The 22,851-nt window shown below is 44.3% G+C and carries 22 protein-coding genes and 1 pseudogene; all 23 read right to left on the reverse strand.

What is annotated here, in order from left to right; translation table 11 throughout:
* Window positions 1-32 precede the first annotated feature (32 nt).
* Window positions 33-2,573: a M1 family metallopeptidase gene (locus tag MFP28_RS07065; RefSeq protein WP_002906775.1), complete on the reverse strand. Its 2,541-nt coding sequence runs from the start codon at window positions 2,571-2,573 to the stop codon at window positions 33-35.
* Window positions 2,574-2,792: 219 nt separating this feature from the next.
* A complete protein-coding gene (locus tag MFP28_RS07070; protein WP_080556458.1) occupies window positions 2,793-3,386 on the reverse strand; it encodes a hypothetical protein in 594 nt (197 codons plus the stop codon).
* Between the two features lie 155 nt (window positions 3,387-3,541).
* A complete protein-coding gene (gene phoU, locus MFP28_RS07075) occupies window positions 3,542-4,195 on the reverse strand; it encodes a phosphate signaling complex protein PhoU (RefSeq protein ID WP_002895767.1) in 654 nt (217 codons plus the stop codon).
* 14 nt (window positions 4,196-4,209) lie between these two features.
* Window positions 4,210-4,968, reverse strand: a complete 759-nt coding sequence (gene pstB / locus MFP28_RS07080; protein ID WP_009660526.1) for a phosphate ABC transporter ATP-binding protein PstB — start codon at window positions 4,966-4,968, stop codon at window positions 4,210-4,212.
* A gap of 75 nt (window positions 4,969-5,043) precedes the next feature.
* Window positions 5,044-5,847, reverse strand: a complete 804-nt coding sequence (gene pstB, locus MFP28_RS07085; protein ID WP_002895769.1) for a phosphate ABC transporter ATP-binding protein PstB — start codon at window positions 5,845-5,847, stop codon at window positions 5,044-5,046.
* Between the two features lie 10 nt (window positions 5,848-5,857).
* Window positions 5,858-6,742 carry a phosphate ABC transporter permease PstA gene (gene pstA, locus MFP28_RS07090; RefSeq protein ID WP_002895770.1) on the reverse strand — a complete coding sequence of 295 codons (885 nt, stop codon included), beginning with the start codon at window positions 6,740-6,742 and terminating at the stop codon, window positions 5,858-5,860.
* Window positions 6,732-7,649: a phosphate ABC transporter permease subunit PstC gene (gene pstC / locus MFP28_RS07095; RefSeq protein WP_002895771.1), complete on the reverse strand. Its 918-nt coding sequence runs from the start codon at window positions 7,647-7,649 to the stop codon at window positions 6,732-6,734. The genes pstA and pstC overlap by 11 nt, the downstream gene beginning before the upstream one ends.
* Window positions 7,646-8,527 carry a phosphate ABC transporter substrate-binding protein PstS family protein gene (locus tag MFP28_RS07100; RefSeq protein WP_002897767.1) on the reverse strand — a complete coding sequence of 294 codons (882 nt, stop codon included), beginning with the start codon at window positions 8,525-8,527 and terminating at the stop codon, window positions 7,646-7,648. Before MFP28_RS07100 ends, pstC begins: the two co-directional genes overlap by 4 nt.
* A gap of 130 nt (window positions 8,528-8,657) precedes the next feature.
* On the reverse strand, window positions 8,658-9,962 hold the full coding sequence (locus MFP28_RS07105; RefSeq protein ID WP_002906781.1) for an RsmF rRNA methyltransferase first C-terminal domain-containing protein: 1,305 nt from the start codon (window positions 9,960-9,962) through the stop codon (window positions 8,658-8,660).
* Window positions 9,963-10,733, reverse strand: a complete 771-nt coding sequence (locus tag MFP28_RS07110) for an inositol monophosphatase family protein (protein WP_032915956.1) — start codon at window positions 10,731-10,733, stop codon at window positions 9,963-9,965.
* Complete coding sequence (locus MFP28_RS07115; RefSeq protein WP_002906784.1) at window positions 10,723-11,001, reverse strand: UPF0223 family protein; 279 nt, start codon at window positions 10,999-11,001, stop codon at window positions 10,723-10,725. Before MFP28_RS07115 ends, MFP28_RS07110 begins: the two co-directional genes overlap by 11 nt.
* A 2-nt stretch (window positions 11,002-11,003) precedes the next feature.
* Window positions 11,004-11,405 carry a Spx/MgsR family RNA polymerase-binding regulatory protein gene (locus MFP28_RS07120; protein ID WP_002906786.1) on the reverse strand — a complete coding sequence of 134 codons (402 nt, stop codon included), beginning with the start codon at window positions 11,403-11,405 and terminating at the stop codon, window positions 11,004-11,006.
* Between the two features lie 111 nt (window positions 11,406-11,516).
* Window positions 11,517-12,446 (reverse strand): bifunctional riboflavin kinase/FAD synthetase, encoded by a 930-nt coding sequence (locus MFP28_RS07125; protein WP_317627895.1) that lies wholly within the window; start codon window positions 12,444-12,446, stop codon window positions 11,517-11,519.
* 247 nt (window positions 12,447-12,693) lie between these two features.
* Window positions 12,694-13,572 (reverse strand): tRNA pseudouridine(55) synthase TruB, encoded by an 879-nt coding sequence (gene truB / locus MFP28_RS07130; protein WP_002906789.1) that lies wholly within the window; start codon window positions 13,570-13,572, stop codon window positions 12,694-12,696.
* Between the two features lie 3 nt (window positions 13,573-13,575).
* Window positions 13,576-14,379 (reverse strand): annotated as a pseudogene (locus MFP28_RS07135) (alpha/beta fold hydrolase).
* Window positions 14,380-14,409: 30 nt separating this feature from the next.
* Window positions 14,410-14,853 carry a GNAT family N-acetyltransferase gene (locus MFP28_RS07140; RefSeq protein WP_002906795.1) on the reverse strand — a complete coding sequence of 148 codons (444 nt, stop codon included), beginning with the start codon at window positions 14,851-14,853 and terminating at the stop codon, window positions 14,410-14,412.
* A 9-nt stretch (window positions 14,854-14,862) separates the two neighbouring features.
* Window positions 14,863-16,134: a DUF2130 domain-containing protein gene (locus tag MFP28_RS07145; RefSeq protein WP_032915959.1), complete on the reverse strand. Its 1,272-nt coding sequence runs from the start codon at window positions 16,132-16,134 to the stop codon at window positions 14,863-14,865.
* A gap of 204 nt (window positions 16,135-16,338) precedes the next feature.
* Window positions 16,339-18,084, reverse strand: coding sequence for an ABC transporter ATP-binding protein (locus MFP28_RS07150; protein ID WP_002906799.1), 1,746 nt, complete (start codon window positions 18,082-18,084; stop codon window positions 16,339-16,341).
* Window positions 18,077-19,843 carry an ABC transporter ATP-binding protein gene (locus MFP28_RS07155; RefSeq protein ID WP_002906800.1) on the reverse strand — a complete coding sequence of 589 codons (1,767 nt, stop codon included), beginning with the start codon at window positions 19,841-19,843 and terminating at the stop codon, window positions 18,077-18,079. Before MFP28_RS07155 ends, MFP28_RS07150 begins: the two co-directional genes overlap by 8 nt.
* A gap of 18 nt (window positions 19,844-19,861) precedes the next feature.
* Window positions 19,862-20,473 (reverse strand): TetR/AcrR family transcriptional regulator, encoded by a 612-nt coding sequence (locus MFP28_RS07160; RefSeq protein ID WP_002906803.1) that lies wholly within the window; start codon window positions 20,471-20,473, stop codon window positions 19,862-19,864.
* A gap of 173 nt (window positions 20,474-20,646) precedes the next feature.
* Window positions 20,647-21,063, reverse strand: coding sequence for a GNAT family N-acetyltransferase (locus MFP28_RS07165; RefSeq protein ID WP_032915962.1), 417 nt, complete (start codon window positions 21,061-21,063; stop codon window positions 20,647-20,649).
* 51 nt (window positions 21,064-21,114) lie between these two features.
* Window positions 21,115-21,780: an ABC transporter ATP-binding protein gene (locus MFP28_RS07170; RefSeq protein ID WP_002906807.1), complete on the reverse strand. Its 666-nt coding sequence runs from the start codon at window positions 21,778-21,780 to the stop codon at window positions 21,115-21,117.
* Complete coding sequence (locus MFP28_RS07175) at window positions 21,781-22,842, reverse strand: ABC transporter permease (RefSeq protein WP_002906809.1); 1,062 nt, start codon at window positions 22,840-22,842, stop codon at window positions 21,781-21,783. It abuts the gene before it with no gap.
* Window positions 22,843-22,851 lie beyond the last annotated feature (9 nt).

Raw genomic sequence — 22,851 nt, forward strand, 5'->3', positions numbered from 1 at the left:
CTCAGACTTTCTTGTCAATTCAATTATAACTATCAGATAGCAGCTCGAATTGCTTTTTCCACTGCTTCTTTCTCGCACTTCACCAGTTCAACACGCGCAGCGATTTCCTTGATTCCCATGCTGATGTTTCGGCTAATCGCCATATCGTCCAACTGTGGTTCAAAGAAGGCTTTGTATTCTGCTAATCTCTTCTCTGTCTTGAAGACCATTGCCGGGCTAATGACAAAGCTATCAAAGCTCATGTCGCCACCTAATGCAGCCTTGATCCAGTCCCAATTCTCACGCGCCCAAGTCCATACTGCTTCTTGAGTAAAATCCCGGCTGAGGAAACGACCATACCAAGCTGACAAATCCTGCGGTTTTACAGTAAATTTATCCTTCCAAGTCGCTAAAAGTTCATCCAAGGTTTCTTTGTTCTTCGTATAAGAAAGGGCTGTAGAAAGAGCATTTTTGAAGCTTCCATCATTTGAAGCGACATATAAGTCCAGATAAAGCTTAGTCAGCTCCTTGCTTTCATGATGCTTGATTTGGTTGACCAATACCTGCAGACGAATAGCGGCAGGAAGTTTTTCCAAATTATCACGATACTTGTCAAAAATCTGGCTTGCTTGAGCTTTAGCTGTCTCATCGTCAGCCTTAATCATATTACCCACAATTAGCTGACGAACCATCTCGTCCTCATCGCTTTCGCCTGCCTGTTTTTCAAAACCAAGACGGTCGAAATTGCTTTGACTGAGAACTTTCAACAGGGCTTTGTAATCTTCTTCAGTCTGACTGCCCTCATCCACAAAGCGGTTCAAGCCTTCCAGCACTTGGGAAACAGCCGAAACTACCATATAAGAAGTTTCGTTTGCCAACTTGCTGATAACTGGCAGCAGGTCCGCATAGGAAATCTTACCAGACTCTGCCAGAAGTCTGCGCTCCTGCACGATTTGTAGTTTGCTGATATTGTCCAAAGAGCTGAGATTATTCAGAAGAGCATCTAGCAACTCACCCTGATAATCTGTAATATAGTGAGCAGTGTTTTCTGTATTGAGACGCAGGGCTCCTTCATTTTGCGCTGCCAGAGCTGCATAATTAGGAATTTCCAGTCTTTCTGTCGTCAGAGTATCAGGAAGTCCTTGCCAGTTACTGTTAAGCGGCACTGGCCAGAGACGACCTTTGTCTTCGTGCTCCCCAATGAAGAACTGCTTCTGGGTCAAAATCAAGCAGTCATTTTCAACCTTAGCAGTGACAACTGGATAACCCGGCTGCTCCAGCCAAGCATCCATAAAGGAAGCTACATCACGACCAGAAGCTTGAGAAAGAGCGTCCCAGAGGTCGCGACCGATGGTATTGCCATACTGATGCTTCTCGAAATAGGCACCTAGCCCCTTACGGAAAGCATGATCTCCCAGCCAACGACGCAGCATGTGCATGAGACGGCTACCCTTGGCATAGACGATCGCCCCATCAAAGAGAGTATTGATTTCATCAGGGTGCTTGACCTCTACATGGACCGACTGAACGCCATCTGTCGCGTCACGCTTGAGAGCATAAGGAGCTCCACTGGTCTGGAAATCTTCAAAAATCTTCCAGCTAGGCTCAATCGCATCAACTGAGACATACTCCATCATATTGGCAAAGCTTTCATTGAGCCAAAGGTCATCCCACCACTTCATGGTCACTAGATTTCCGAACCATTGGTGGGCTAGTTCGTGTGCAACAACCAAGGCAACTGTCTGACGGCTCAGAGCTGTTGAATTTTCATCCACCAGCAGATAAATTTCCCGATAGGTCACCAAGCCCCAGTTTTCCATAGCCCCAGCAGAAAAATCTGGCAGGGCCACGTGAAGTGACTGAGGAATAGGATACTTGACTCCGTAGTATTCTTCGTAAAATTCAATACAGCGAACCGCAATGTCCAAAGCAAACTCTAGATTGCTCTCTGGGTGGGCCTTGGTCGCATAAACTCCTACCAAAGTTCCATTCTTGGTTTTAGCAGTAATTCCTTGCATATCACCTGCAGCAAAAGCCAAGAGATAGGAAGACATACGTGGAGTCGTTTCAAACTTCCAAACGCCAGTCGCCTTGCGGTTTTCAACATCAATTTCCGGCATATTAGACAGGGCCAATTCACCCTCTGCTTGGTCAAATTTCAAAGCCAAATCAAAAGTTGCCTTAGCCTCTGGCTCATCTACACTCGGAAAGGCTTCGCGGGCAAAGTGACTCTCAAACTGCGTAGAAATGATTTCTTTTTTCACACCATCTACCGTGTAGTAAGATGTGTAAATCCCCGTCATATTGTCCGTAATCTTACCAGTATAAGTTATTGTCACCACTACAGGACCAGCTGCTTCCAGCTCAATATAAAGAGCTTCATTGTCCTTATCAAGAGTGAAAGGACGAGCTTGGCCAGCCACCTCTACAGCTTCAACTGTCAAATCTTTTTGATGTAGGGAAATCTTACTCGTCTTAGCTTCCCCAGTAATGGTTACCTTGCCTGAAAAAGTCTTGTCGGCACGATTCAGATCCAAAAAAAGATCATAGTGCTCAGGAACAAAAGTTTCAATAAAATGTTTAACTGCTTGCATCAGCTTCTCCTCATCTAACGAACAACGTAGCAAGATTAATCTGCTCCCCTTGTTCGCTTATAATCTGTTATTATTGTATCATATTTAGAAGATTTCGTTGCAGAATAAATGCAAACAAAAAGACAGGGGAATAACCTGTCCGTTTGGTTTATGATAATAGAAGAAAGGTTCCCATTCAAATAGCTAGGAAAACTATCACATTCCCCAGTTAGTGCCACATCATCCTTCCTCTTTACTTAGCTTAACATTGTAAATGATTTCAGCTTCTGGGGTTCCTTTTCCATCCTTAACAACATCCTTTAACTGACCATCTTCTACTAATAATTCAATATTCAAATCAGTTCCCTTAGCCCTTGTAAGCTTTGCTTCGTCTGGCAAATGTTTTTCATTTGAAACATCAATCTCATTACCGTGTGAGTCCATTAATTCTATAACATCATTTCCTGCACCATCAAAATCAAGAAATATATGAGTAACTAAACCATAGCTATTAGGTGTGTAGTTCTCTATTGTTGTTCCTAATGTTGCTTTATTCCCATATTTATCATAAATCGTCGGACGTACATAGGCATTTAGCATAGAACCACCACTATCCCCTTCAATATAAATCGGAGAAAATTCAATCTTCTCAATACCTTTATAGTGTTCTTTGAAATAGGTCCCATATTGTTCTTCTAAGAGTCGAAAACCTCGCTGATAGAGCTTGGTTGTTTTGAGGCTAAAGTTAGGTTTGGTTAGTTTGTTGTATATATAGATTCCGCCTGAACCTAACATGACCAAAACAGTAATCATTATAAGGATTTTTTTCTTCATAAACATTCTCCATTTTTTGCTCATATAAAAAAACAATTTTTGACGCTACTTCCGTAGTATAACATAGTTAGTTGTAAGTTAAAACACAAAATAGAATGCTAATCATACTTGAGATTATACAAAAAAGACACGAAACAAATCGCATCTTTTGATCATCACAACTCAATAATTTTACCTGTTTCAAAGTAAACAACCCATTCACAGATATTCTTGGCATAATCGCCGATTCGTTCCAGATAAGAAATAACTTGGAAATAATCGCGGCCAGTTACAATCAGCTCTGGATTTTGTTTGATTTCCTCTGTAGCAAGATCGCGAATATCATCAAAGTATTGGTTGATTTTCTCATCCATAGCTGCTACAGCATAGGCTTGGTCTACATTTCCATTGAGGTAGACGTTCAGAGTTTCTTCGACGAAATTCTTAACATCGCGCCCCATCTTGCTGATGGCATCTTCTACAGACTCGATGCGGACCTCTCCCTTCATCCGAACAGTCGCTTTGGCGATCGATACGGCGTGGTCACCCATCCGTTCCAAGTCACTGCTGGCCTTCAGCACGGTGATAACGGTCCGCAAATCCTGAGACACAGGCTGCTGCAGGGCGATAATTTCTAGAGATTTCTTCTCCAGTTTCACCTCGTATTCATTGACTTCAGCATCGTCTTCAATGACCTGACGAGCCAGTTCACGGTCATGCGTAACAAAGGCACGCACCGTCCGATTAATCTGCGATAGGACTTCATTTCCCATCGCGTAGAATTGATTATGAAGTTTTTCTAAATCTTCTTCAAATTGTACTCTAAGCATAAGATTCCTTTCTGTTATCCGAATTTACCGGTAATATAGTCTTCGGTCTCTTTGTGGGCTGGATTGAGGAACATCTTCTTGGTTTCATTAAATTCAATCAAGTCTCCGCCAAGGAAGAAGCCGGTCTTTTCAGAAATCCGAGACGCCTGCTGCATGGAGCGAGTGACCAAAAGCATGGTATATTTGTCTTTCAGGCTGTAGAGGGTTTCCTCGATTTTCCCAGCCGAGATTGGATCCAAGGCTGATGTCGGCTCGTCCAAGAGAATGATCTTAGGACTAGTAGCTAGCACGCGAGCCACACAAACCCGTTGCTGCTGACCACCAGAAAGACCGATAGCGGAATCATGCAAACGGTCCTTGACCTCGTCCCAGATAGAAGCACCAATAAGGGAGCGCTCTACTGCTTCGTCTAAAACTGCCTTGTCCTTAACACCATTAATCCGAAGTCCATAGACCACATTTTCATAGATGGTCATAGGGAAAGGATTGGGCTGCTGGAAGACCATTCCGATTTCCTTGCGAAGCTCTACCGTATCTGTCCTCGGGCCATAGATATTGTGACTGTTATAAATGACCGTTCCTGTAGTTGTTACTTCTGGATTCAGGTCGCCCATTCGGTTGATAGCCTTAAGCAAGGTTGACTTACCTGAGCCTGACGGTCCAATCAAAGCCGTAATCTCATTTGGCATGAAATCAAGTGAAACGCTATTAAGGGCTTTCTTTTTATTATAATAAACCGACAAGTCCTTGACTTGCAAAATAGGTTCTGTCATACGTTTTTCCTTCATTTTATTTTACATTCAACCAAAGACTAAGCTTGTTGAATCGTGATGAATACGGACGGCAGCTTAACCAAAGTGGCCTGAAACATAGTCATTAGTGGACTGAAGCTTGGCATTTTGGAAAATATTGGCCGTCTTATCATACTCAATCAAGTCGCCCAGATAGAAGAATCCAGTGTAGTCACTAGCACGGGCAGCCTGCTGCATATTGTGGGTCACAATGATAATGGTATAGTTATTCTTAAGTTCGAACATGGTTTCTTCCAGCTGCATTGTCGCAATCGGATCCAAGGCTGACGCTGGCTCATCCATGAGCAGAATGTTTGGTTTGACTGAGATAGCACGGGCAATGCAGAGCCGCTGCTGCTGACCGCCAGAGAGGGTCAGGGCTGACTTGTGCAAGTCATCTTTGACCTGATCCCAAAGAGCTGCTTGCTTAAGCGAAGTCTCCACAATCTCATCCAAAACCTTTCTATCTCTGACACCAGCCCGTTCATGAGCAAAGGTAATATTTCGATAGATGGACTTGGCAAAAGGATTTGGCCGTTGGAAAACCATGCCAATATGCTTACGCATTTCATAAACATTGATTTCAGGGCGGTTGACATCAATCCCCTCATAGAGGATCTCTCCAGTCACATTGGCAATATCAATGGTATCGTTCATGCGGTTGAGGCTGCGAAGATAGGTTGATTTACCTGATCCTGACGGGCCAATCAAAGCAGTGATTTTGTTTTTTTCAAACTGCATATCAATGCCCTTGATGGATTCCTTTTTACCGTAGTAAACATGCAAATCCTTGGTCGACAGGGCTACCTTTTCTTCAGGAAAAGTAATGATATGTTTTTCATTCCAATTATATTCTGTCATTTCTTCTCCTTTAAGCAGAGGTTAATTTCTTATGCAGATAGCTGCCCAGTTTGCGGGCTCCCAGATTGAAAATCAAAATGAAGATCAGGAGAACTGCTGCTGAACCAGCAGAAACAGCCGTTCCATCAGGAATTGTTCCCTCGCTGTTGACCTTCCAGATATGGACAGCCAAGGTCTCAGCCTGACGGAAGATAGAGATAGGACTGGTGACACTGAAAATATTCCAGTTGGACCAATCAAGAGCCGGAGCTGACTGACCTGCTGTATAAATCAAGGCTGCTGCTTCACCAAAGATACGACCGGAAGCCAGTACAATCCCTGTCACAATACTAGGCAAAGCTTCTGGTATGACCACATGCAGGACCGTTTCCCAGCGGGAAATTCCCAAGGCCAAACCAGCTTCACGCTGGGTATGATGGACATGGCGCAGACTGTCTTCGACGTTCCGCGTCATCTGAGGCAGATTAAAGACGGTCAGAGCCAAGGCACCAGAAATGATTGAGAAGCCATACTCAAACTGGACAACAAAGATCAAATAACCAAAAAGTCCGACTACTACCGAAGGCAGTGAAGACAGAATTTCAATACAGGTACGGACAAAGTTGGTCACTGGGCCTTTCTTAGCATACTCTGACAGATAAACCCCAGCCCCCATAGAAAGAGGCACAGAGATAATCAGAGTAATCACCAGCAGGAAGAAGGAATTGTATAGCTGAATCCCAATACCACCGCCAGCTTGGTAAGAAGAGGATTTCCCTGTCAAGAAAGACCAGGAAACATGAGGCAGACCTCTAACTAAGATATAGAGGATGAGAGAGGCAAGGATGGCAACAATGATACTCGCTATTGTGTAGAGAACACCAGTCGCCAATTTATCTAATTTCTTAGCGTGCATAGTTTTTCTTACCTCTTTCTTTTGTAATTAGTTTAATCACACTGTTAAAGGCTAAGCTCATCATCAAGAGCACCAGAGCCAGAGACCAGAGAACGTTATTGTCCACTGTTCCCATAACGGTATTTCCTATTCCCATGGTCAAGACAGAGGTCAGTGTAGCTGCTGGTGTTGTCAAAGAAGTTGGAATCACCGCAGAGTTACCAACGACCATCTGAATAGCCAAGGCTTCACCGAAGGCACGCGCCATTCCAAAGACCACAGCTGTAAAGATACCTGAGCGAGCAGCCTTGAGTGTTACCCGCCAAATGGTCTGCCAGCGCGTTGCGCCCATAGCCAGACTTGCTTCACGGTAGTGGCGTGGCACAGCACGAAGACTGTCCGTCGTCATAAAGGTTACTGTCGGCAAAATCATAACAAAGAGCACAAAAATACCAGACAAAATACCAAAACCAGTACCTCCAAAGACTGTACGGACAAAAGGAACTACGATTTGCAGACCGATAAATCCATAAACAACAGACGGAATACCAACTAAAAGTTCAATCGCAGGTTGCAGTATCTTTGCTCCTTTTGGAGAAACCTCTGTCATAAAGACTGCTGCTCCAATCGCAAAGGGAGTTGCTATCAGGGCTGACAGAATGGTAACGATAAAAGAGCCTAAAATCATTGGCAGGGCACCGAATTCCTTACCAGAAGGATTCCAGACACCACCAAAAAGAAAATCAAAAACATTAACGCCGTTGACAAAGAAAGTAGATAGGCCTTTCTGAGCAACGAAGATTAGAATCATAGCCACAATAACCACAATCAGTGACAGACAGGCAAAAGTCAGATAGCGACCAAACTTCTCCAAGCGAGAATTTTTAGAAGGTGATAACAACTTTTTGGTTAATTCCTCATTTTTCATTTTGAATCTCCTTCTATTGCTGTGACATTCCCATCAGCGTCCTTGCTGACTTTCATATCGTTGATTGAGATATAGCCCATGCTGGTAACAACGCCTTTTTGAACATCATCTGACAGCATATAGTCCAAAAACTCAGCAGCCAGACCGGTCGGCTTGCCCAGTGTATACATATGCTCATAAGACCAGAGCGACCAGTTATTGGTAGCAACATTTTCTGCTGTTGGTTCGTAGTTATTGAGTTTCAAGGTTTTAACAGACTCGTCAACATAGGCAAAGGCCAGGTAAGAAATCGCACCAGGAGTTTGCGAAACGATATTTTTGACCATACCGTTGGAATCCTGCTCCTGACTCTGCACAGCTGATTTCCCATCCATGATGACGCTGTCAAAGGTTGCGCGGGACCCAGAGCTAGCCGCACGATTGATAATTGAAATCTCCAAGTCCTTACCGCCCAGTTCTTTCCAGTTGGTGATTTCACCAGTGAAAATTTTCTGCAGCTGTTCGGACGTTAGATTATCCACGTCAACTTCTTTATTGACAATCACAGCAATCCCAGCCACGGCGACCTTATGGTCCACCAAGTCAGACGCTTTGATTCCTTCCTTCTCTTCAGCGAAAACATCCGAGTTCCCGATTTCAACAGCTCCTGACTGCACTTGAGACAGACCTGTACCAGATCCACCACCCTGAACATTGACTGTTTTACCGATGTTGTTAGAGCCAAAGTCATCAGCTGCCGCTTCAACTAAAGGCTGCAAAGCAGTTGACCCTACTGCTGTCATAGATTCACCACGGTCAATCCAAGATGAGCAAGCTGATAAGGTGAGTCCTAAGCCCAGAGCTGTCAGCGCTAAAGCAAATTTTTTCAATTTGTTCAAAAGATTTCTCCTTTAATAAAATCAAGAGGATGGGAAGTATCTTTAGTATTCTTACTTAGCAGAAAGAAGCTTTTTTTCAATACATTCACATCTTCAACTATATCATATAATACCAGCTTTTCCTAATATTTTATCTAAATCTCAGGCCTTTTGGAAAATAATTTTTCAGGGTTTTTCCAGTGACTTTTGCAAAGCCCAGGCCGTTCCCGCCAAGGACTATTTGGTACCAGCCGTTTGGCTTCGTTTCTGCCAGTTCAATCGTCTCGCCTGCAGCATATTTCTTGAAGTCCTGATTATTGATTTCAACTCGATTCAGAACTTCGCTGGGCTTCATAGCCAAGCCTAGGGCAAAGCTAGGCTCAAAGCGATTCTTCTTAAACGTTCCTAGATGCAAACCATTACGAGCAATCTTTAGCTTGGACAGGTCTGGCAATCCAGCTGGCAACAAATAAAGATTGTCCCCAAAGGTCTGAAGCTCTCCAGTCAAGACTGTTTTTAGATGCTTGCTCTCAAAATCCTGCCAGAGTTTTCTTTGCTCGCTCGACAAACGATGCTTAGCTGATTTAATCTTCTTGCAGCTATTCTCATCCGTAAAGCGAAAATGGGCTGCAAACTGACCTTCTCCTTTGAAGCGATGTGGATACATCCGAGCTGTCTCAGGAAAGCCAATTCCTTCAGTCATCCCGTTTATCTTAGGAATATCAATCAGTTCAAGTGGAAATTCTTCCAGTAACCAAGCAACGACGTTTTCATTTTCTTCAGGAGCCCAAGTACAGGTCGAATAAACCAGACGACCGTCCTTGGCAAGCATGCTCATAGCAGCTGTTAAAATTTCTCGCTGGAGCTGGGCGCATTGGGCTGGATAATCCAGCGTCCAATACTGGGTAGCATCCGGCTGCTTACGAAACATGCCCTCGCCCGAACAAGGGGCATCTAAAACAATCAAATCAAAATAACCTTCAAAGACCTGAGCCAACCGCTCAGCAGATTCATTGGTAACAACCACATTTCTAGCACCATAGCGCTCAATGTTCTCAACTAAGATTTTAGAGCGTTTACTGTTGATTTCATTGGAGACCAGCAGGCCCGTATTATCTAAAAAAGATAAAAGATGAGTTGACTTGCCACCTGGTGCTGCAGCTAAATCTAGGACCTTCATCCCCTTAGATGGCGCTGCTATCTGGGCTACCATTTGAGCTGCTGGCTCCTGCGAATAAACCAGACCAGTCACATGCTCAGCAGACTTGCCAGACACCTTGCCATAAAAGCCCCAGTCTGTCTGAGGAATGGCATCTGAGAAATTCTGCTGGCCTTCTTTTAAAGGATTGCTGCGAAAGGCCGAAATCGGCTCCTCGTCAAAAGTCGCAAAAAAGTCCGCCGCTTCTGCACCTAAAATCTGCTCATATTTTTCTTTAAAACCTTTAGGAAAGTCCATCTACTGCTTCCCCTTTTCTAAATAAGGCTTCAGAGCTGATAGTTTGCACTTAGGTGCCATCATGACAGGTTGCCGAGTCTGGAAATTTAGCTGACTGCCATCCAAGGTCTGAACGATAAAGCCTAGCTTCTCCGCCATAATCGAAGCCGCCGCATAATCCCAAGGCCAGTTGTAGGAGAAATAAGCCAAGAGGCCACCAGAAAGCACCTTGCTGAAGCTGATCCCAGCACTGCCATAAACCCGAACCCCTAAACACTCCCGAGCCAAGTCTGCCAAGCCCCAATCATTGGCTTGCAGCATACCGGCATTGGAAGCCATGAGAAAGTCTTGAAAAGGCCGATCCTCAAAAGCAGGAAGTTTCCGGTCGTTACAATAGACGTCAAAGTCTCCACCGCCATGATAGAGCTGGTCTTTGGTCACATCATAGATCAAGCCAAAACGACCAATGCCCTTTTCAAAATAGGCAATCATAACAGCAAAATCAGCCTTCTGAGTGATAAAGTTGGTGGTTCCGTCAATCGGATCAATCACCCAGACATTGCCATCAGTAATATCGTGTCGGAGTCCATTTTCCTCCGCTAAAATAGCATCCTGTGGATAGCGGGCTAGAATCTTAGCCACCAAATCATCTTGAACCCTCCGGTCCATCTGGGTGACCAAGTCAGTGGCACTGGTCTTTTTACTCACATCCAAATCATCATAGAGATGTTCCCTCAAAAAAGCACCAGCTTGGTAGATGATTTCTTTAGCAAAATGAAATTTATTTTCCAAGAGAAATGCTTCCTTTACCTTTACTTTTTGCCTCTTGAACAGCACGATAAAGCGAATAACCGCTGACGTTTTCGAACTCACGGCCGATTCGCTTCTCTTGGCCCTTGCTCGGAACAACTTGCTTGAAAGTCGCATAGGACTTCAAGAGCTTGTCCGCTTGGACTTTCTGTTCATAAGCTGCTTCTACATCATTAAAAAAAGAGAGCACCGAAGCAAGCTCTTCAGTGCTCCACGATAAATCTAGTGGGTAACTATAATTTTTGTTCATCTTTACTGAATATCTGCCCGCATAGTTGCGGATCTTAACTCTTCCTTACGATAACTACGAGGCAGGAAAGCACGAATTTCATCCTCGTTAAAGCCGATTTGCATCCGTTTGCCGTCTAAAATAATTGGGCGTCGCAAAAGACTGGGATTTTCCTCAATCAACTGAATCAAGGTTGAAATGGACAAATCCTCCACATCCAAATCTAATTTCTGAAAAATTTTTGAGCGAGTTGAAATAATGTCGTCTGTACCGTTCTCTGTCAGAGAAAGAATGTGTTGCAATTCGGGAGCTGACAGAGGACTCGTCATGATATTATGTTCCTGAAAGGGCACTTCATGATTTAGCAGCCAAGCACGCGCCTTACGGCAAGAAGTACAACTCGGCGATAAAAATAATGTAATCATGCGTTTCTCTTCTAATTCTGTATAATAACTACCTCTATTATACTAAATTTTATTTGGCTTGACTATATTTTTTTGAAAATTACTGCCGAATGTCATGAAAATATAAATTTTTCAACTATTTCGATAAGCAGTCCAACTTCTAGCGATCCGTTCATCGCTCTGCAGCTGAGCAATCAAGCTGTCAATACCATCAAACTTAACCATCTCGCGAATCTTATCCAGCCAGAAAATCCGAATGGTATCGCCATAGATGTCCTGAGAAAAATCAAATATATTAACCTCAAAACGGAGCTCATCCCCGTCAAAAGTTACATTTTTCCCAACACTAGCCATACCGCGATAGCGCTGACCATTGTGCTCAACATCCGCGACATAAACGCCATCTCCTGGAAGAAGGACTCGATCCAAGGGAGCTAGATTGGCTGTTGGATAGCCAATCGTCCGTCCTCTGGCATTGCCATGAACCACGATACCGCGAGTGGACAAAGGATAGCCCAGCAATTCTTGAGTTTTCAGCATATCTCCAGCTGCAATCGTCTCCCGAATCCGAGTGGAAGAAATCTTCCGATTATCCAGATTAACCGAAGGAACGATAACAATCTTACCGTTAAAATAATCTCTCAGCTCATGTGACTCTTTGCGGTCTGAGCCAAAATGATAGTCAAAGCCAGCTACCACAGCCTTGGCGCGCAAACGAGACACATATTTCTCAAAAAAGTCTCGAGCTGTATTGCCCGCAAAATGGCTAGTAAAATCAATCAGGTAAAGATAGTCAACACCTAGACTTTCCAGCTGCGCCATCCGGTCCTCAGGACTAGCCAGATGCAGCATGAGAACAGGCTGGTAGCGGACAAAGGATAGCTTAGGAGACTCTGGGAAGGTTAGTACTGCAATCTTGAGACCTTGCTCCGTTGCAATCTCTCTCGCTTTCTCAAAGAGTGCCTGATGCCCCTTATGCAGTCCATCGAAATAGCCTAGAACAAGGACCGTATCTTCTGTCTGATCAATCCCTTTTTCATCTATAATTCTCTTGGTTATCATCATTCCTCTATTTTACTACGCATTTGCTATTTTTACAATATCCGTTCCGTGCTAAACTGCAAAATATTCAAAAAGATTTGACTGCTCTAGTCAGGGCGTTTGTCAAAATCGAAAAAAAGCAAAACAAAAGGACAGCAGTTGTGCAGTTGCTGTCCTTTTGTGAGGTTTAATGAAATTATTATAACATGCAAGCGCACATTTCATATTACAAAAGAGTAACAATCTTTTGACAATTCTACTGCGGATATTAAAGGAAGACCTTGCGGGGCTTGTAGGCTGCTTCCCGCTTTTCCAAAATGGCTACTAACTTCTCCTTATAAAAGCCAGCTAGATCCGCTTCTTCTGACATCAAGCTGATAAAACGACCGTTTCTCACATCCTCAACCTGCTCGTCTGAGAGCTCAACCGTCACTAAATCTCCGATTCCTAATTCGAGTGGTTGGAGGAAGGAAAAATCATCTACTGCTACTCGCTCTGCTATTTCATCCAGAGTCAAGGCATCATCTAAGCTCATACCTGCCGAGGAAGTCCGTGTCAGCTGGGACATGTGACTGGCAAAGCCAAGCTTAGCTCCCAAATCAACAGACAGGGTTCGGACATAGGTCCCCTTGCTGCACTTGACTCGAAAACGAAAGCGGGCTTGCTCATCTTCATAGGAAATCGGACTGGTGCGCTCGAAACTATAGATGGTCACCTGCCGCTCTGGCCGCTCCACTTCTTGACCCGCTCTAGCATACTCATAAAGCTTGCGGCCATTGACCTTGACTGCAGAGTACATGGGCGGAATCTGGCGAATCTCACCAGTCATGGACTCCATCGCTTCATCGATAAGGGCTTCTTCTAAAAGCTCTGTCACTGGCGTCCGCTCTAAGATGTCTCCGCTGGCATCCTCTGTCGTCGTTGAGCAGCCTAGAGTAATCTCCCCCTCGTAGACCTTGCCTTCCTCCTGCATAAACTCGACCAAGCGCGTCGCCTTGCCCACAGCAATCGGAAGCACCCCTACTACATCTGGATCCAAGGTTCCCCCATGACCGATTTTCTTGGTTTTTAAAATTTTGCGCAGCTTAAATACCGCATCATGCGAGGTCATGCCCGCTTCTTTTCTTAGGTTGATAATTCCGTTCATTGATTAACTTTCTAAAAATACTAAAACTCTTTTTTGGAAATCCTTATGCTTTTCATAGAGTGCGTGGCCACAGTCTGGCAAAATAGTGAGCTGGCTATCTTTGATATGGTGATGAAATTCGAGCGAAGCTTCTACACCTAGAACGTCATCTTCTTCTGCTCCGATGACTAGTGTAGGACAGTTGATCTTTTCCAGAACTGCCAGACTATTATGTCTCAAGCAAGATATGGCCTGAACAGCAATCCGCTGTTTATCTTTAATGCGACCTAAGATTCCCATTATTCGATAAAGGTATTTAAACTTTCCAAAGGATTTAGGCGTATAAGAGTGACTTGCAATATCCAACATCAGTTCCTTATAGGATCAAGTCTGACTCAACTCAAGCCAGCGAGTAATCCGCTCCCTACCAAGATTATTCAGTTTCGCAGTAGTAACTGTCAAAATCAATTTTTCAACTCTTTCTGGGAAATCTGATGCCAACCATTGGGCAATCATACCGCCTTGGGAAATTCCTAGGACAGCTACCGTTTTCAAACCTAAAACATCCAATGCTTCAGCTATATCAGTCGCCATATCTCGTGTTGTATAATTTTCTGGCAACTCATTGATTCTGCTAAAAACATACACTTGATATGCTGTTGCGAATTCCCTATAAGCTAGGGCAAGCATTTGCACCATTCCCTTGACAGTCGCCAAACCATCCCCTAGACCTGGAATGATGAGCAGAGGTTTCTTACCTTTTCCAAAGGTCACATAGTCCATGCTCTTATTGTTAAAATATAAGGTTTTTCCTTTTGTTGAAGACATTACTTCGTTGCCCTTACTATTTTATCATGTTTATTCATGTTGACTTTTTAAATGCAGAGCAAAGCCGGCAGTCACTTTTTCAAATCCAACCGCCTGATAAAACTGATGTGCAGCATTTCGTTCAGCAGTTAATCCACTATTTAGAGCCAGTGCCTTAACTCCTTCTTTTACCGCTTGTTTTTTTAATTCATCGATTAGCCTACTAGCAATTCCTTGTCGTCTTGCTTCTTTTGCAACTGACAAAGCCAAAATACGATAGTAAGATCCATCTGCTTCAAAAAAGAAGAGCTTTGCATAACCTAAGAAACCTAAAATTTCTCCGTTTCTTTCAGCTAAAAGACAGCCATAATGCGGCTGAGAAAGAAGCGTTTCTAAACGTCGAGCCAGCTTAGAAGCGGTCGTTGGATAGCCCAAGTCTTCGTATAAAGACAGTAAGGCTTCAGCATCTTTAATGGTTGCTTTTCGTATCTGCATAGGATCCTCCTAGTCTCCTTTCAAAGCTTCAAACTTAGCTTTCATGGTAGGATTTTTGCGTGTCAGTTTTTTGACAGAGACGTCGTCCAGTTTGTTGTTTGCCAAGCGCAGCTGGTTTTCAGAGGTCGTCAGGAATTTCTTGATTTCTTCCATCCGGCGAATTGCCTTGTCAATCTCTTCGATTGCTTTGCCAAAGTTGGTCGAAGCAGACTGATAGTTCTTGGCGAAAGCTACTTTAAAGGCATCCAAATCTTCCTCAAAATGCGTAATATCAATGTTCTGCTCCCTAACCAAGGCCAGTTCCTGCTTGTACTGGAGCGAGTTAAGCGCAGCATTACGCAGGAGGGTAATCATGGGCAGAAAGAACTGAGGCCGGATAACATACATCTTCTCATAGGCATAGGACACATCGACAATACCCGAATTGTAGAGCTCGCTGTCAGCCTCAAGAAGTGTCACCAGAATAGCATACTCACAGCCTTTCTCCCGCCGGTCCTTATCCAGCTCTTTGAAGAAATGCTCGTTTTTCTTCTTGGTCGCTGTCTCATCGCCTTCATTTTTCATCTCAAACATGATGGAGAGGATTTCTACACCATTTTCATCCACCTCACGGTAAATGTAGTCACCCTTGCTGCCTGTTCTAGCGTCATTGTCCTTGCCAAACTCCGCTCGTGGAAACATGGCCATACGGTTCTTGTTAAACTCGTACTCGCAGTGCTGTTCCAAACTCTCACCAATCATCTTAGTAGACTGCTTGGCTTTGAAATCCTTGTAGAACTCTATGGTCTCATCTTTCTGCCGCAGCTCTACCTCATAGCGCTCTTTGAGCGAGGTCTGAGCCAGCACTGCTTCCTTTTCTTGCAAGACTAGCTGATTCTTAACCTCGTCTCGCTCTTTTTCCAGCGCAGACAAGGTCTTTTGAAGTTGATTTTCATGCTCCAAACGCAGAGTTGTCAGCTGACTTTCCAATTGCTGAACTTCCTTATCCTTCTCCTGCAATTGAAGACTAGCTGCCTGCTCCACCTCTTTCTTTGCCAATTCCTGCTGGGTCTCAAACTGAGCAATTTGACTTTGAAGATTGCTAATTTCCTGCTCTTTCTGCGATAGGAGAGCTTGTTGGGCATTCTGGGATTTTTGCTCTGCTAAAGCCAGCTCCTGCTCAATCCGAGCATGAATCTCCTTGTCAAACTCCGCCGTCCGAACCTGCGACAAAAGCTCACTATATTGGCTCTCATTAACTGTAAAAACTTCCCCGCAGTTGGGGCATTTGATTTCGTTCATGGGGTACCTCTTCATCTAAAATTAAAATCTTTATTCCTTGTTTTTTTCAAGCTGATAGATTATATCGCTATCATTTATTCTTTGTTATTCTTTTTTCAATATTCTCCCAAATTCACTAATCTACTTCTCACGACTATGAACTATTATACCATTCTTGCCAATAAATGAAAAACAGCAAGCCAAGTGTCTTGCTGTTTCAGGTTATCACTCCCCCATCTCAATCCGCCAGCTGGCAGCAGTTTTTCTTTCTTGGATAAACTTACTGTAAATGCCTTGTTTAGCTAGTAAGTCTTGGTGTTTGCCTTGTTCGGCAATGCGGCCTTGATCCAGCACCAAAATCTGATCTGCATGCTCAACTGTCTTGAGTCGGTGGGCAATCATGATAATGGTCTTATCGCTAGTCAGAGCCTGAATAGCCTGCATGAGAGCTTCTTCGTTTTCTGGATCAACATTGGCTGTTGCTTCATCCAGAATGATGATAGGCGCATCCTTGATAATTGCCCGAGCAATGGAAATGCGCTGGCGCTCACCTCCAGAAAGACTGGCACCTCCTTCACCTATCTTGGTATCATAGCCATCAGGCAGCGAGAGAATAAAGTCATGACAGGCCGCTTTCTTGGCAGCCTCTATTACTTCTTCCTGACTGGCCTCCGGCTTGCCAAAACGAATGTTATTGGCAATGGTATCCTCAAAGAGATAGACGCTTTGAAAGACAAAGCTGAAATTACGAATCAGGCTGTCATAGCTGTATTCCCTAACATCATGCCCGTCTAGACTAATACTTCCCTGGTCCACATCCCAGAAGCGGGCAATGAGGTTGCAAAGCGTTGTTTTGCCTGATCCAGATGGTCCGACCAAGGCAGTTGTCGTTTTTTCTGGAATGGTGAGGGAAACCCGGTCAATGATTTTCTTATTTCCATAAGAGAAGCTAACATCTCTCAGCTCAATCCTGCTGCTCTTAGGCTCAATATCCTGACCTCTGATGTCCATCGGCTGGATAGCCAAGACTTGATTGACCATATCAACCGACAGATCAACAATACGCAGGAGAGAAGAGAAAGAGCCAACGCCGTCTAGATTTTCATAAATCATAAAACCACTGACAATCATCATAATGGTTACCAGCAGCTCCATACTGCCATTGAGATAAAAGTAGATAGAGAAAAGCCCCATAAAGAGACCCGTCAGCTTGGTCACCATGCCCTGGAGGGCAATGTAAGGTGAGGTCACGAGTGTCATTTTGGTATCTAGCCGACTCTTGCCTTCAATAGCCTTGGACAGCTTCTTGGCAGAACGGTTGACCAGATTATAGTTCTTTACTTCAGCAATTCCTTGGCTGTACTCCAAAACAACGGCTACTAGGTCCATATCCGCCTGATACTTGTCATCAGAAACCTTGCCAACTTGCCAACGCATGAGGGTATTGGGCAGGAGAAAGAGGACAAGACCCACCAAGAGAACCAGTCCAACCCGCCAGTCATAGAGAAAGACCAAAATAGTGATGAGACCAGTCGTCAGAAAGCCCTGCACAGTCATCATAACCACTCGCGTAGCTACATCAGACAACCCTTCCAGCGTATTAGTCGTAACACTGGTAATCTTGCCCAAGCTATTTTGATTAAAGTAACCCATGGGCAGATAGCGCATGTGCTCGGCAATTTCAATCCGCTTCTGAGCACAGGTATGATAGCCCGCTTCCGTCTGCAGCATGGTGGTTTTCAGGGTAATCCAGACGTTTAGCACAGTGGATACAAGCATGATAGCCAGAGCCAGCCAGAAAGTCTTCATAGAGAGATTCTTCTCAATCAGTCCCATAACGACTAGGCCGATTGCTGGAATACGCAGAGCGATGATAAAGGACTTGATGACGCCCAGATAAATGGATTGATAAAATTTCCTACGGTCCTCAGCCGTACAGAAATCAAAGAATTTCTTCAGTATATTAATCATGAGTCAGCCCTCCTTCCATCTCACCACTATCCCTGGTAGCAATATGGGCCTGCCACATAGAAGCATAAAGCGGACTGGTTGCCAGCAATTCTTCATGTCGTCCTCTAGCTTCAATCCGACCATCATTGACCAGGACTATCTGGTCTGCACTCATAATAGTAGACAGCCTGTGGGCAATGACAATCAAGGTCCGTCCCTCAATCAGACGAGCTAGACTGGACTGAATCCGTGCTTCATTTTCCGGATCTGTATAAGCAGTCGCTTCATCCAAGATAAGAATCGGCGCATCCTTAAGCATGGCACGGGCGATGGCAATCCGCTGGCGCTCACCACCAGATAGATGCCCGCCGCCAGATCCGACCTGCGTCTCAAAGCCGTTTTCTAAGTTCATGATAAAGTCATAACAGCCACAGCGACGGGCAATTTCGATGACCTCTTCATCAGAAGCTGCTGGATTTCCCATCCGGATATTTTCCATAATAGTCTCATCAAAGAGATAGTTATCCTGGGTCACGTAAGCAATCTGCCGACTGTAATAATCTAGCGGAAGCTGGCGAATGTCCAAGCCACCATAGGTAAGCTGACCAGAACTGACATCCCAGAAAGAAGCTAGAAGCTTGGCAATTGTAGACTTACCCGAGCCTGATGGGCCGACTAAAGCATTGATGCTGCCAACCTTAATATCTAGCGAAATGTCGTGCAGTACTTCCTCTTCATCTGTATAGCCAAAGCTGACATCCGTCATGACCAGATCCCTTCCTTTTGGAAGTTCTCTCAGCTCCTGAGGCCTTTTCGAATCAGGCTTTTCCAAAATATCAATGACTTGGCCAAAAATAGTGCCGATTTTCCGTAAATCATCCATGTAACTAGCCACTAAAATCAGAGGAGTCAGAAGACTGAGCGAAAGAATAATCATTAGAATGAAATTGCCGGCAGTCAAACTACCTTGCAGATAGAAATAACAGCCAGCCGGCAGCAGAAAGAGCAAGCCTGATGGCAGAAAAGCAGTCACAATGCCCATCTCTAGATTAAATTTGCGCATCCACTCAATAAAGCAGTCTGCTCCTTCTCTAGCAGCCGTGACAAACTTATCGTAAGAAAATTTTTCCTTGCCAAAAACCTTGATGACTTCAATCCCATTGATGTATTCCACCGCTGTATCATTGAGCTTTTTGGTCTTGACCAGAGTATTTTGATAGTCCGCTTCGCTATTGACAGCCATCCGCACATAGGCCAATACCACAATAGGAATAGTCAGGAGAGACAGCAAGGTCAGCCGCCAATCAATGACCAGCATGGCAATGAGGACAATAATCGGACCAAAAATCCCAGCGGTAAACTCTGGAATCAGGTGAGCCAAGGTCGTTTCAGTTGCATCCACTCGCTCAACGATAATGTTTTTATAACTGCCTGATGACTGACTAAGCACTGTACCTAGAGGCAGCCTAGCTAGCTTGTCTGTCAGGCGGCGCCGCATTTCCGCTAAAATCTTAAAAGTAGCCGTATGCGACAGCATGGTGGAAATACCATGGAAGCCCCAGTAGCCAATCCAGGCCAGACCTGCCCACGCTGACTGCTGCAGGTAGAAATCCCAGTTTTTATTGCCAGCCAAGAGCTGATTAATCATTCCACCAATAAAGAAATAAGGCAGAAATCCTGAAATCACAGAGGCAAAGGCAAAGATCAGACTGAGCATAAAATATATCTTATGAAGGGAAACAAAGTCCCAAATCCAAGCAAGAACAGATTTTTTCTTCATAGAATTTCCTTCTTTCTATCAAAAACCTAGCAAACCTCCCCAGTCAAACAAGTCCATGATGGAATGGCAAAATTCCAGCGCCTGCTCTTGGGGCCAGTCTTGAGCCAAGGGCTCAAATACAGCTGTGTAATAAGCTGTCATGCACGATCGCAGAAACTCGTGTTTGACCAAATGATTGATCTTCCCCTCTTTGTAAGCTAGCTCTAAATAGCGATAAGTCTCGTCTGCAGCCAAATGAGGCAGACGCATCCTAAAGTCCGCTTGCGAAGATCCCTGAGATTTAAAGAGCAAGAGCTGCATAATATCCTTATGTTCATAGAGAATCCGCATCAGGGACTGGAGATCCTCCAAGCGATGGGCCCACATATCAGACAGGTGTCCCTCTTCTAGGAAAGCATAGTCACGTCGCTTCTGCTCTTGTCCATACTGGTCTAAGGCTGTCAGAGTAGGCTCAAGCAGGGCAACAAAGAGACTGTCCTTACTCTCATAGCGCTTATAAAGAGCCCCAGTCGTCAAGCCAGCAGCGCGACAAATTCTCCGCAGTGAAGCATTCTGATAGCCATAAGCTAAGAACTCACTCCTCGCGCTTTCCAAGATTTTTTCGTTTAACTCATCTGTTTCTTTTTTCATGGTTTCAATTCGATAACACTGTTATCACCTTTCTTCTTTTATTATAAATTCTGACAATTTAACTGTCAAGGAAAAACAAAAGAGACCGCGAAATATTTTCATCGGTCTAGTTCTATTCCTTTTCCTCTTGTAAACATAGCAAAAGGAGCTTATTAACAAGCTCCTCTAGAATTTTAATTTTTATTAGGTGCATAAATCATGCCAGTACAGTCGAAATCTTCCTGTCGGCGAAAGCCGAGCTCTCGATAAAAAGCTAGATTTTTATCTGACTGCTCCGTTGCCAGTTGGATTTGGTAAACATCCTTAAATCTTCCCAACGTCTGCTGAAGAAGGCTCCGACCAATCCCCTGACGCTGGTAGTGTGGATACACCAGCAAATCCTGAATAAAGACAATGGTAAGCCCATCCCCGACCGCTCGGATCAAACCAACCAACCTGTCTTCGTCATAGGCCGCCATCACAAACAAGGACTGATGGAAGGCCTGCTCTAACTGCTGAGGTCGATTAGTGTAATTGCTCCAACCAACCGAATCATAGAGGTCTAGCACTGCCGCAAAATCCAGCTGTGGATTTGTTTTATAATGAATCATGGTCCTCTCCTTGTTTTTTCTCTGTTTGATTGCATAAACCATTCTAACGCTTTATCGAACTTGAGTCAGCACTCCGTCTTGCATCTCATAAACCTTATCAACCTCGTCCAGCAAGCGGGTATCATGAGTAATCATGACCACGCTCTTATGGAATTTCTGGGTCACCTCTTTGAGCAGATGGACCACGCGCTTAGCCCGCTCTGTATCCAGACTAGCTGTCGGCTCATCAGCCAAGATAATATCTGGGCTATTGTAAAGCGCTCTAGCGATAGCAGCTCTCTGCCGTTCTCCGCCGGACAATTCTTTCGGATACTGCTTGAGAGTTCCTTGTAGATCTAGCAGCTCAATCAGACTGTCTAGATTCGTCCTTTCCTTTTTAGATAAGCGATCAATCAGCTGGAACTGGTCCTCGATTTTCAAAAAAGGGATGAGATTGGAGGCCTGCAAAATAAAACCAAAATCATTGAAGCGCAGGGCTGCCCGTTCCTTTTCCTTGAGCTGGGAAGTATCTTTCCCATGCAGGAGAATTTGTCCTTTTGAGGGAGTCTGTAAATGGCCCAGCAAGGTCAGAAAGGTTGTTTTACCCGATCCTGACGGCCCAATAATAGCTACAAACTGCCCCGCTTCCAGTTGGAAATCAGTTGGTTTCAGGGCTTGAACCAGCGTATGCCCCTGACCATATTCTTTTGTAACCCCTTTTAGTTCTATGATTGACATTTACTCACCTCCGATTGCTGTGATAGGGTCAATTTTCAGAACCCGATGAATGGACAAGAGTCCGCCAGACAGTGACATGAAAATAATCAGAACAATCAATCCAGCATAAGCTCTCCAGTCACTGTAAAAAGGCATAGAAGCCGGCAAGACTAGCTGGGTTCCCAAAAGAGCCAAGACAGCTAAGCTGATTCCCAGAGTGGACAGGATGAAAATCTGCCAAAAAATAGAAGCAATAATCTTCCCACTGGCAATTCCTTGGGCGCGCATAATACCGTAAAGATGCGTCTTTTGGATGGTAATGATGTACATAAAAATTCCCAATACCAAAAATGTAATCAGAACCATGGCCCCAATCATAAAGGAAAAAGTCAGTACCTGAGGCTGATAACCAGGGATATTTTCTATAAAATCACTCATAGAGAGCTGACTAAGTCCTGCTTCTTCAATCTTCTGACCATCCTTGACCACAAGTGCGCTGATATTCTTAACCTGACTTGAGCCGTACTTTAATTCCCTGAAATCATCTAGAGCCATAAAAATTACAGGTTGCGTAAAGAAGCTATTATCCTCTGTGAAACCAACAACCTGATAGAGGCGCTCACTGCCATTAAGCTGAAGCTGGTCGCCTAGTTTCACACCTTTTTGCTGGAGACGCTTATCCGCAATAACTTCATAAGCATTCTCAGCAGGACGTCCCTCAATAATGTCAGGCGCCAGAAAACTATCCCAAGAGAGACCAAAAACCTGAGCATTGAGTTTATCAGTCCCATCTTCATAATTGGCCACTGCTGATGTTTGTCCCAAAGCAGCGATTGAGTCCCCTTGAAGCAGACGACTGTACTCCTCTTCCTTGAGAGTCGAAGCTATTAGATTCTTATTGGCGTACTCCGACAAGACGATCGACTCAGCCTGCCATTGGTCCAAAGCCAAGCGATTGAGCCTAGCCAAACCGACGGAAAGACTAGATAAAAAGAAAACCATATAGGTAATGAGAAAGACCACAGCAACCACTAAACGATAGCGTCCGCGACTGTAGACAATCTCTTTAAAAGCTAAAAACAAAGCTGTCCT

It is taken from the genome of Streptococcus sanguinis, assembly GCF_050234405.1.
Taxonomy (GTDB): Bacteria; Bacillota; Bacilli; order Lactobacillales; family Streptococcaceae; genus Streptococcus; species Streptococcus sanguinis_W.

What these genes read in the sequence shown, in the direction of transcription:
- MFP28_RS07155 (WP_002906800.1), bottom strand. Translation starts at nt 19,843, where the DNA reads ATGAAGAAAAAATCTGTTCTTGCTTGGATTTGGGACTTTGTTTCCCTT.
- MFP28_RS07165 (WP_032915962.1), bottom strand. Translation starts at nt 21,063, where the DNA reads ATGATTCATTATAAAACAAATCCACAGCTGGATTTTGCGGCAGTGCTA.
- pstB (WP_002895769.1), bottom strand. Translation starts at nt 5,847, where the DNA reads ATGACAGAATATAATTGGAATGAAAAACATATCATTACTTTTCCTGAA.
- truB (WP_002906789.1), bottom strand. Translation starts at nt 13,572, where the DNA reads ATGAACGGAATTATCAACCTAAGAAAAGAAGCGGGCATGACCTCGCAT.
- pstB (WP_009660526.1), bottom strand. Translation starts at nt 4,968, where the DNA reads ATGACAGAACCTATTTTGCAAGTCAAGGACTTGTCGGTTTATTATAAT.
- pstC (WP_002895771.1), bottom strand. Translation starts at nt 7,649, where the DNA reads ATGAAAAATGAGGAATTAACCAAAAAGTTGTTATCACCTTCTAAAAAT.
- MFP28_RS07125 (WP_317627895.1), bottom strand. Translation starts at nt 12,446, where the DNA reads ATGATAACCAAGAGAATTATAGATGAAAAAGGGATTGATCAGACAGAA.
- MFP28_RS07065 (WP_002906775.1), bottom strand. Translation starts at nt 2,573, where the DNA reads ATGCAAGCAGTTAAACATTTTATTGAAACTTTTGTTCCTGAGCACTAT.
- MFP28_RS07105 (WP_002906781.1), bottom strand. Translation starts at nt 9,962, where the DNA reads ATGGACTTTCCTAAAGGTTTTAAAGAAAAATATGAGCAGATTTTAGGT.
- phoU (WP_002895767.1), bottom strand. Translation starts at nt 4,195, where the DNA reads ATGCTTAGAGTACAATTTGAAGAAGATTTAGAAAAACTTCATAATCAA.
- pstA (WP_002895770.1), bottom strand. Translation starts at nt 6,742, where the DNA reads ATGCACGCTAAGAAATTAGATAAATTGGCGACTGGTGTTCTCTACACA.
- MFP28_RS07070 (WP_080556458.1), bottom strand. Translation starts at nt 3,386, where the DNA reads ATGAAGAAAAAAATCCTTATAATGATTACTGTTTTGGTCATGTTAGGT.
- MFP28_RS07120 (WP_002906786.1), bottom strand. Translation starts at nt 11,405, where the DNA reads ATGATTACATTATTTTTATCGCCGAGTTGTACTTCTTGCCGTAAGGCG.
- MFP28_RS07150 (WP_002906799.1), bottom strand. Translation starts at nt 18,084, where the DNA reads ATGATTAATATACTGAAGAAATTCTTTGATTTCTGTACGGCTGAGGAC.
- MFP28_RS07115 (WP_002906784.1), bottom strand. Translation starts at nt 11,001, where the DNA reads ATGAACAAAAATTATAGTTACCCACTAGATTTATCGTGGAGCACTGAA.
- MFP28_RS07145 (WP_032915959.1), bottom strand. Translation starts at nt 16,134, where the DNA reads ATGAACGAAATCAAATGCCCCAACTGCGGGGAAGTTTTTACAGTTAAT.
- MFP28_RS07140 (WP_002906795.1), bottom strand. Translation starts at nt 14,853, where the DNA reads ATGCAGATACGAAAAGCAACCATTAAAGATGCTGAAGCCTTACTGTCT.
- MFP28_RS07160 (WP_002906803.1), bottom strand. Translation starts at nt 20,473, where the DNA reads ATGAAAAAAGAAACAGATGAGTTAAACGAAAAAATCTTGGAAAGCGCG.
- MFP28_RS07170 (WP_002906807.1), bottom strand. Translation starts at nt 21,780, where the DNA reads ATGTCAATCATAGAACTAAAAGGGGTTACAAAAGAATATGGTCAGGGG.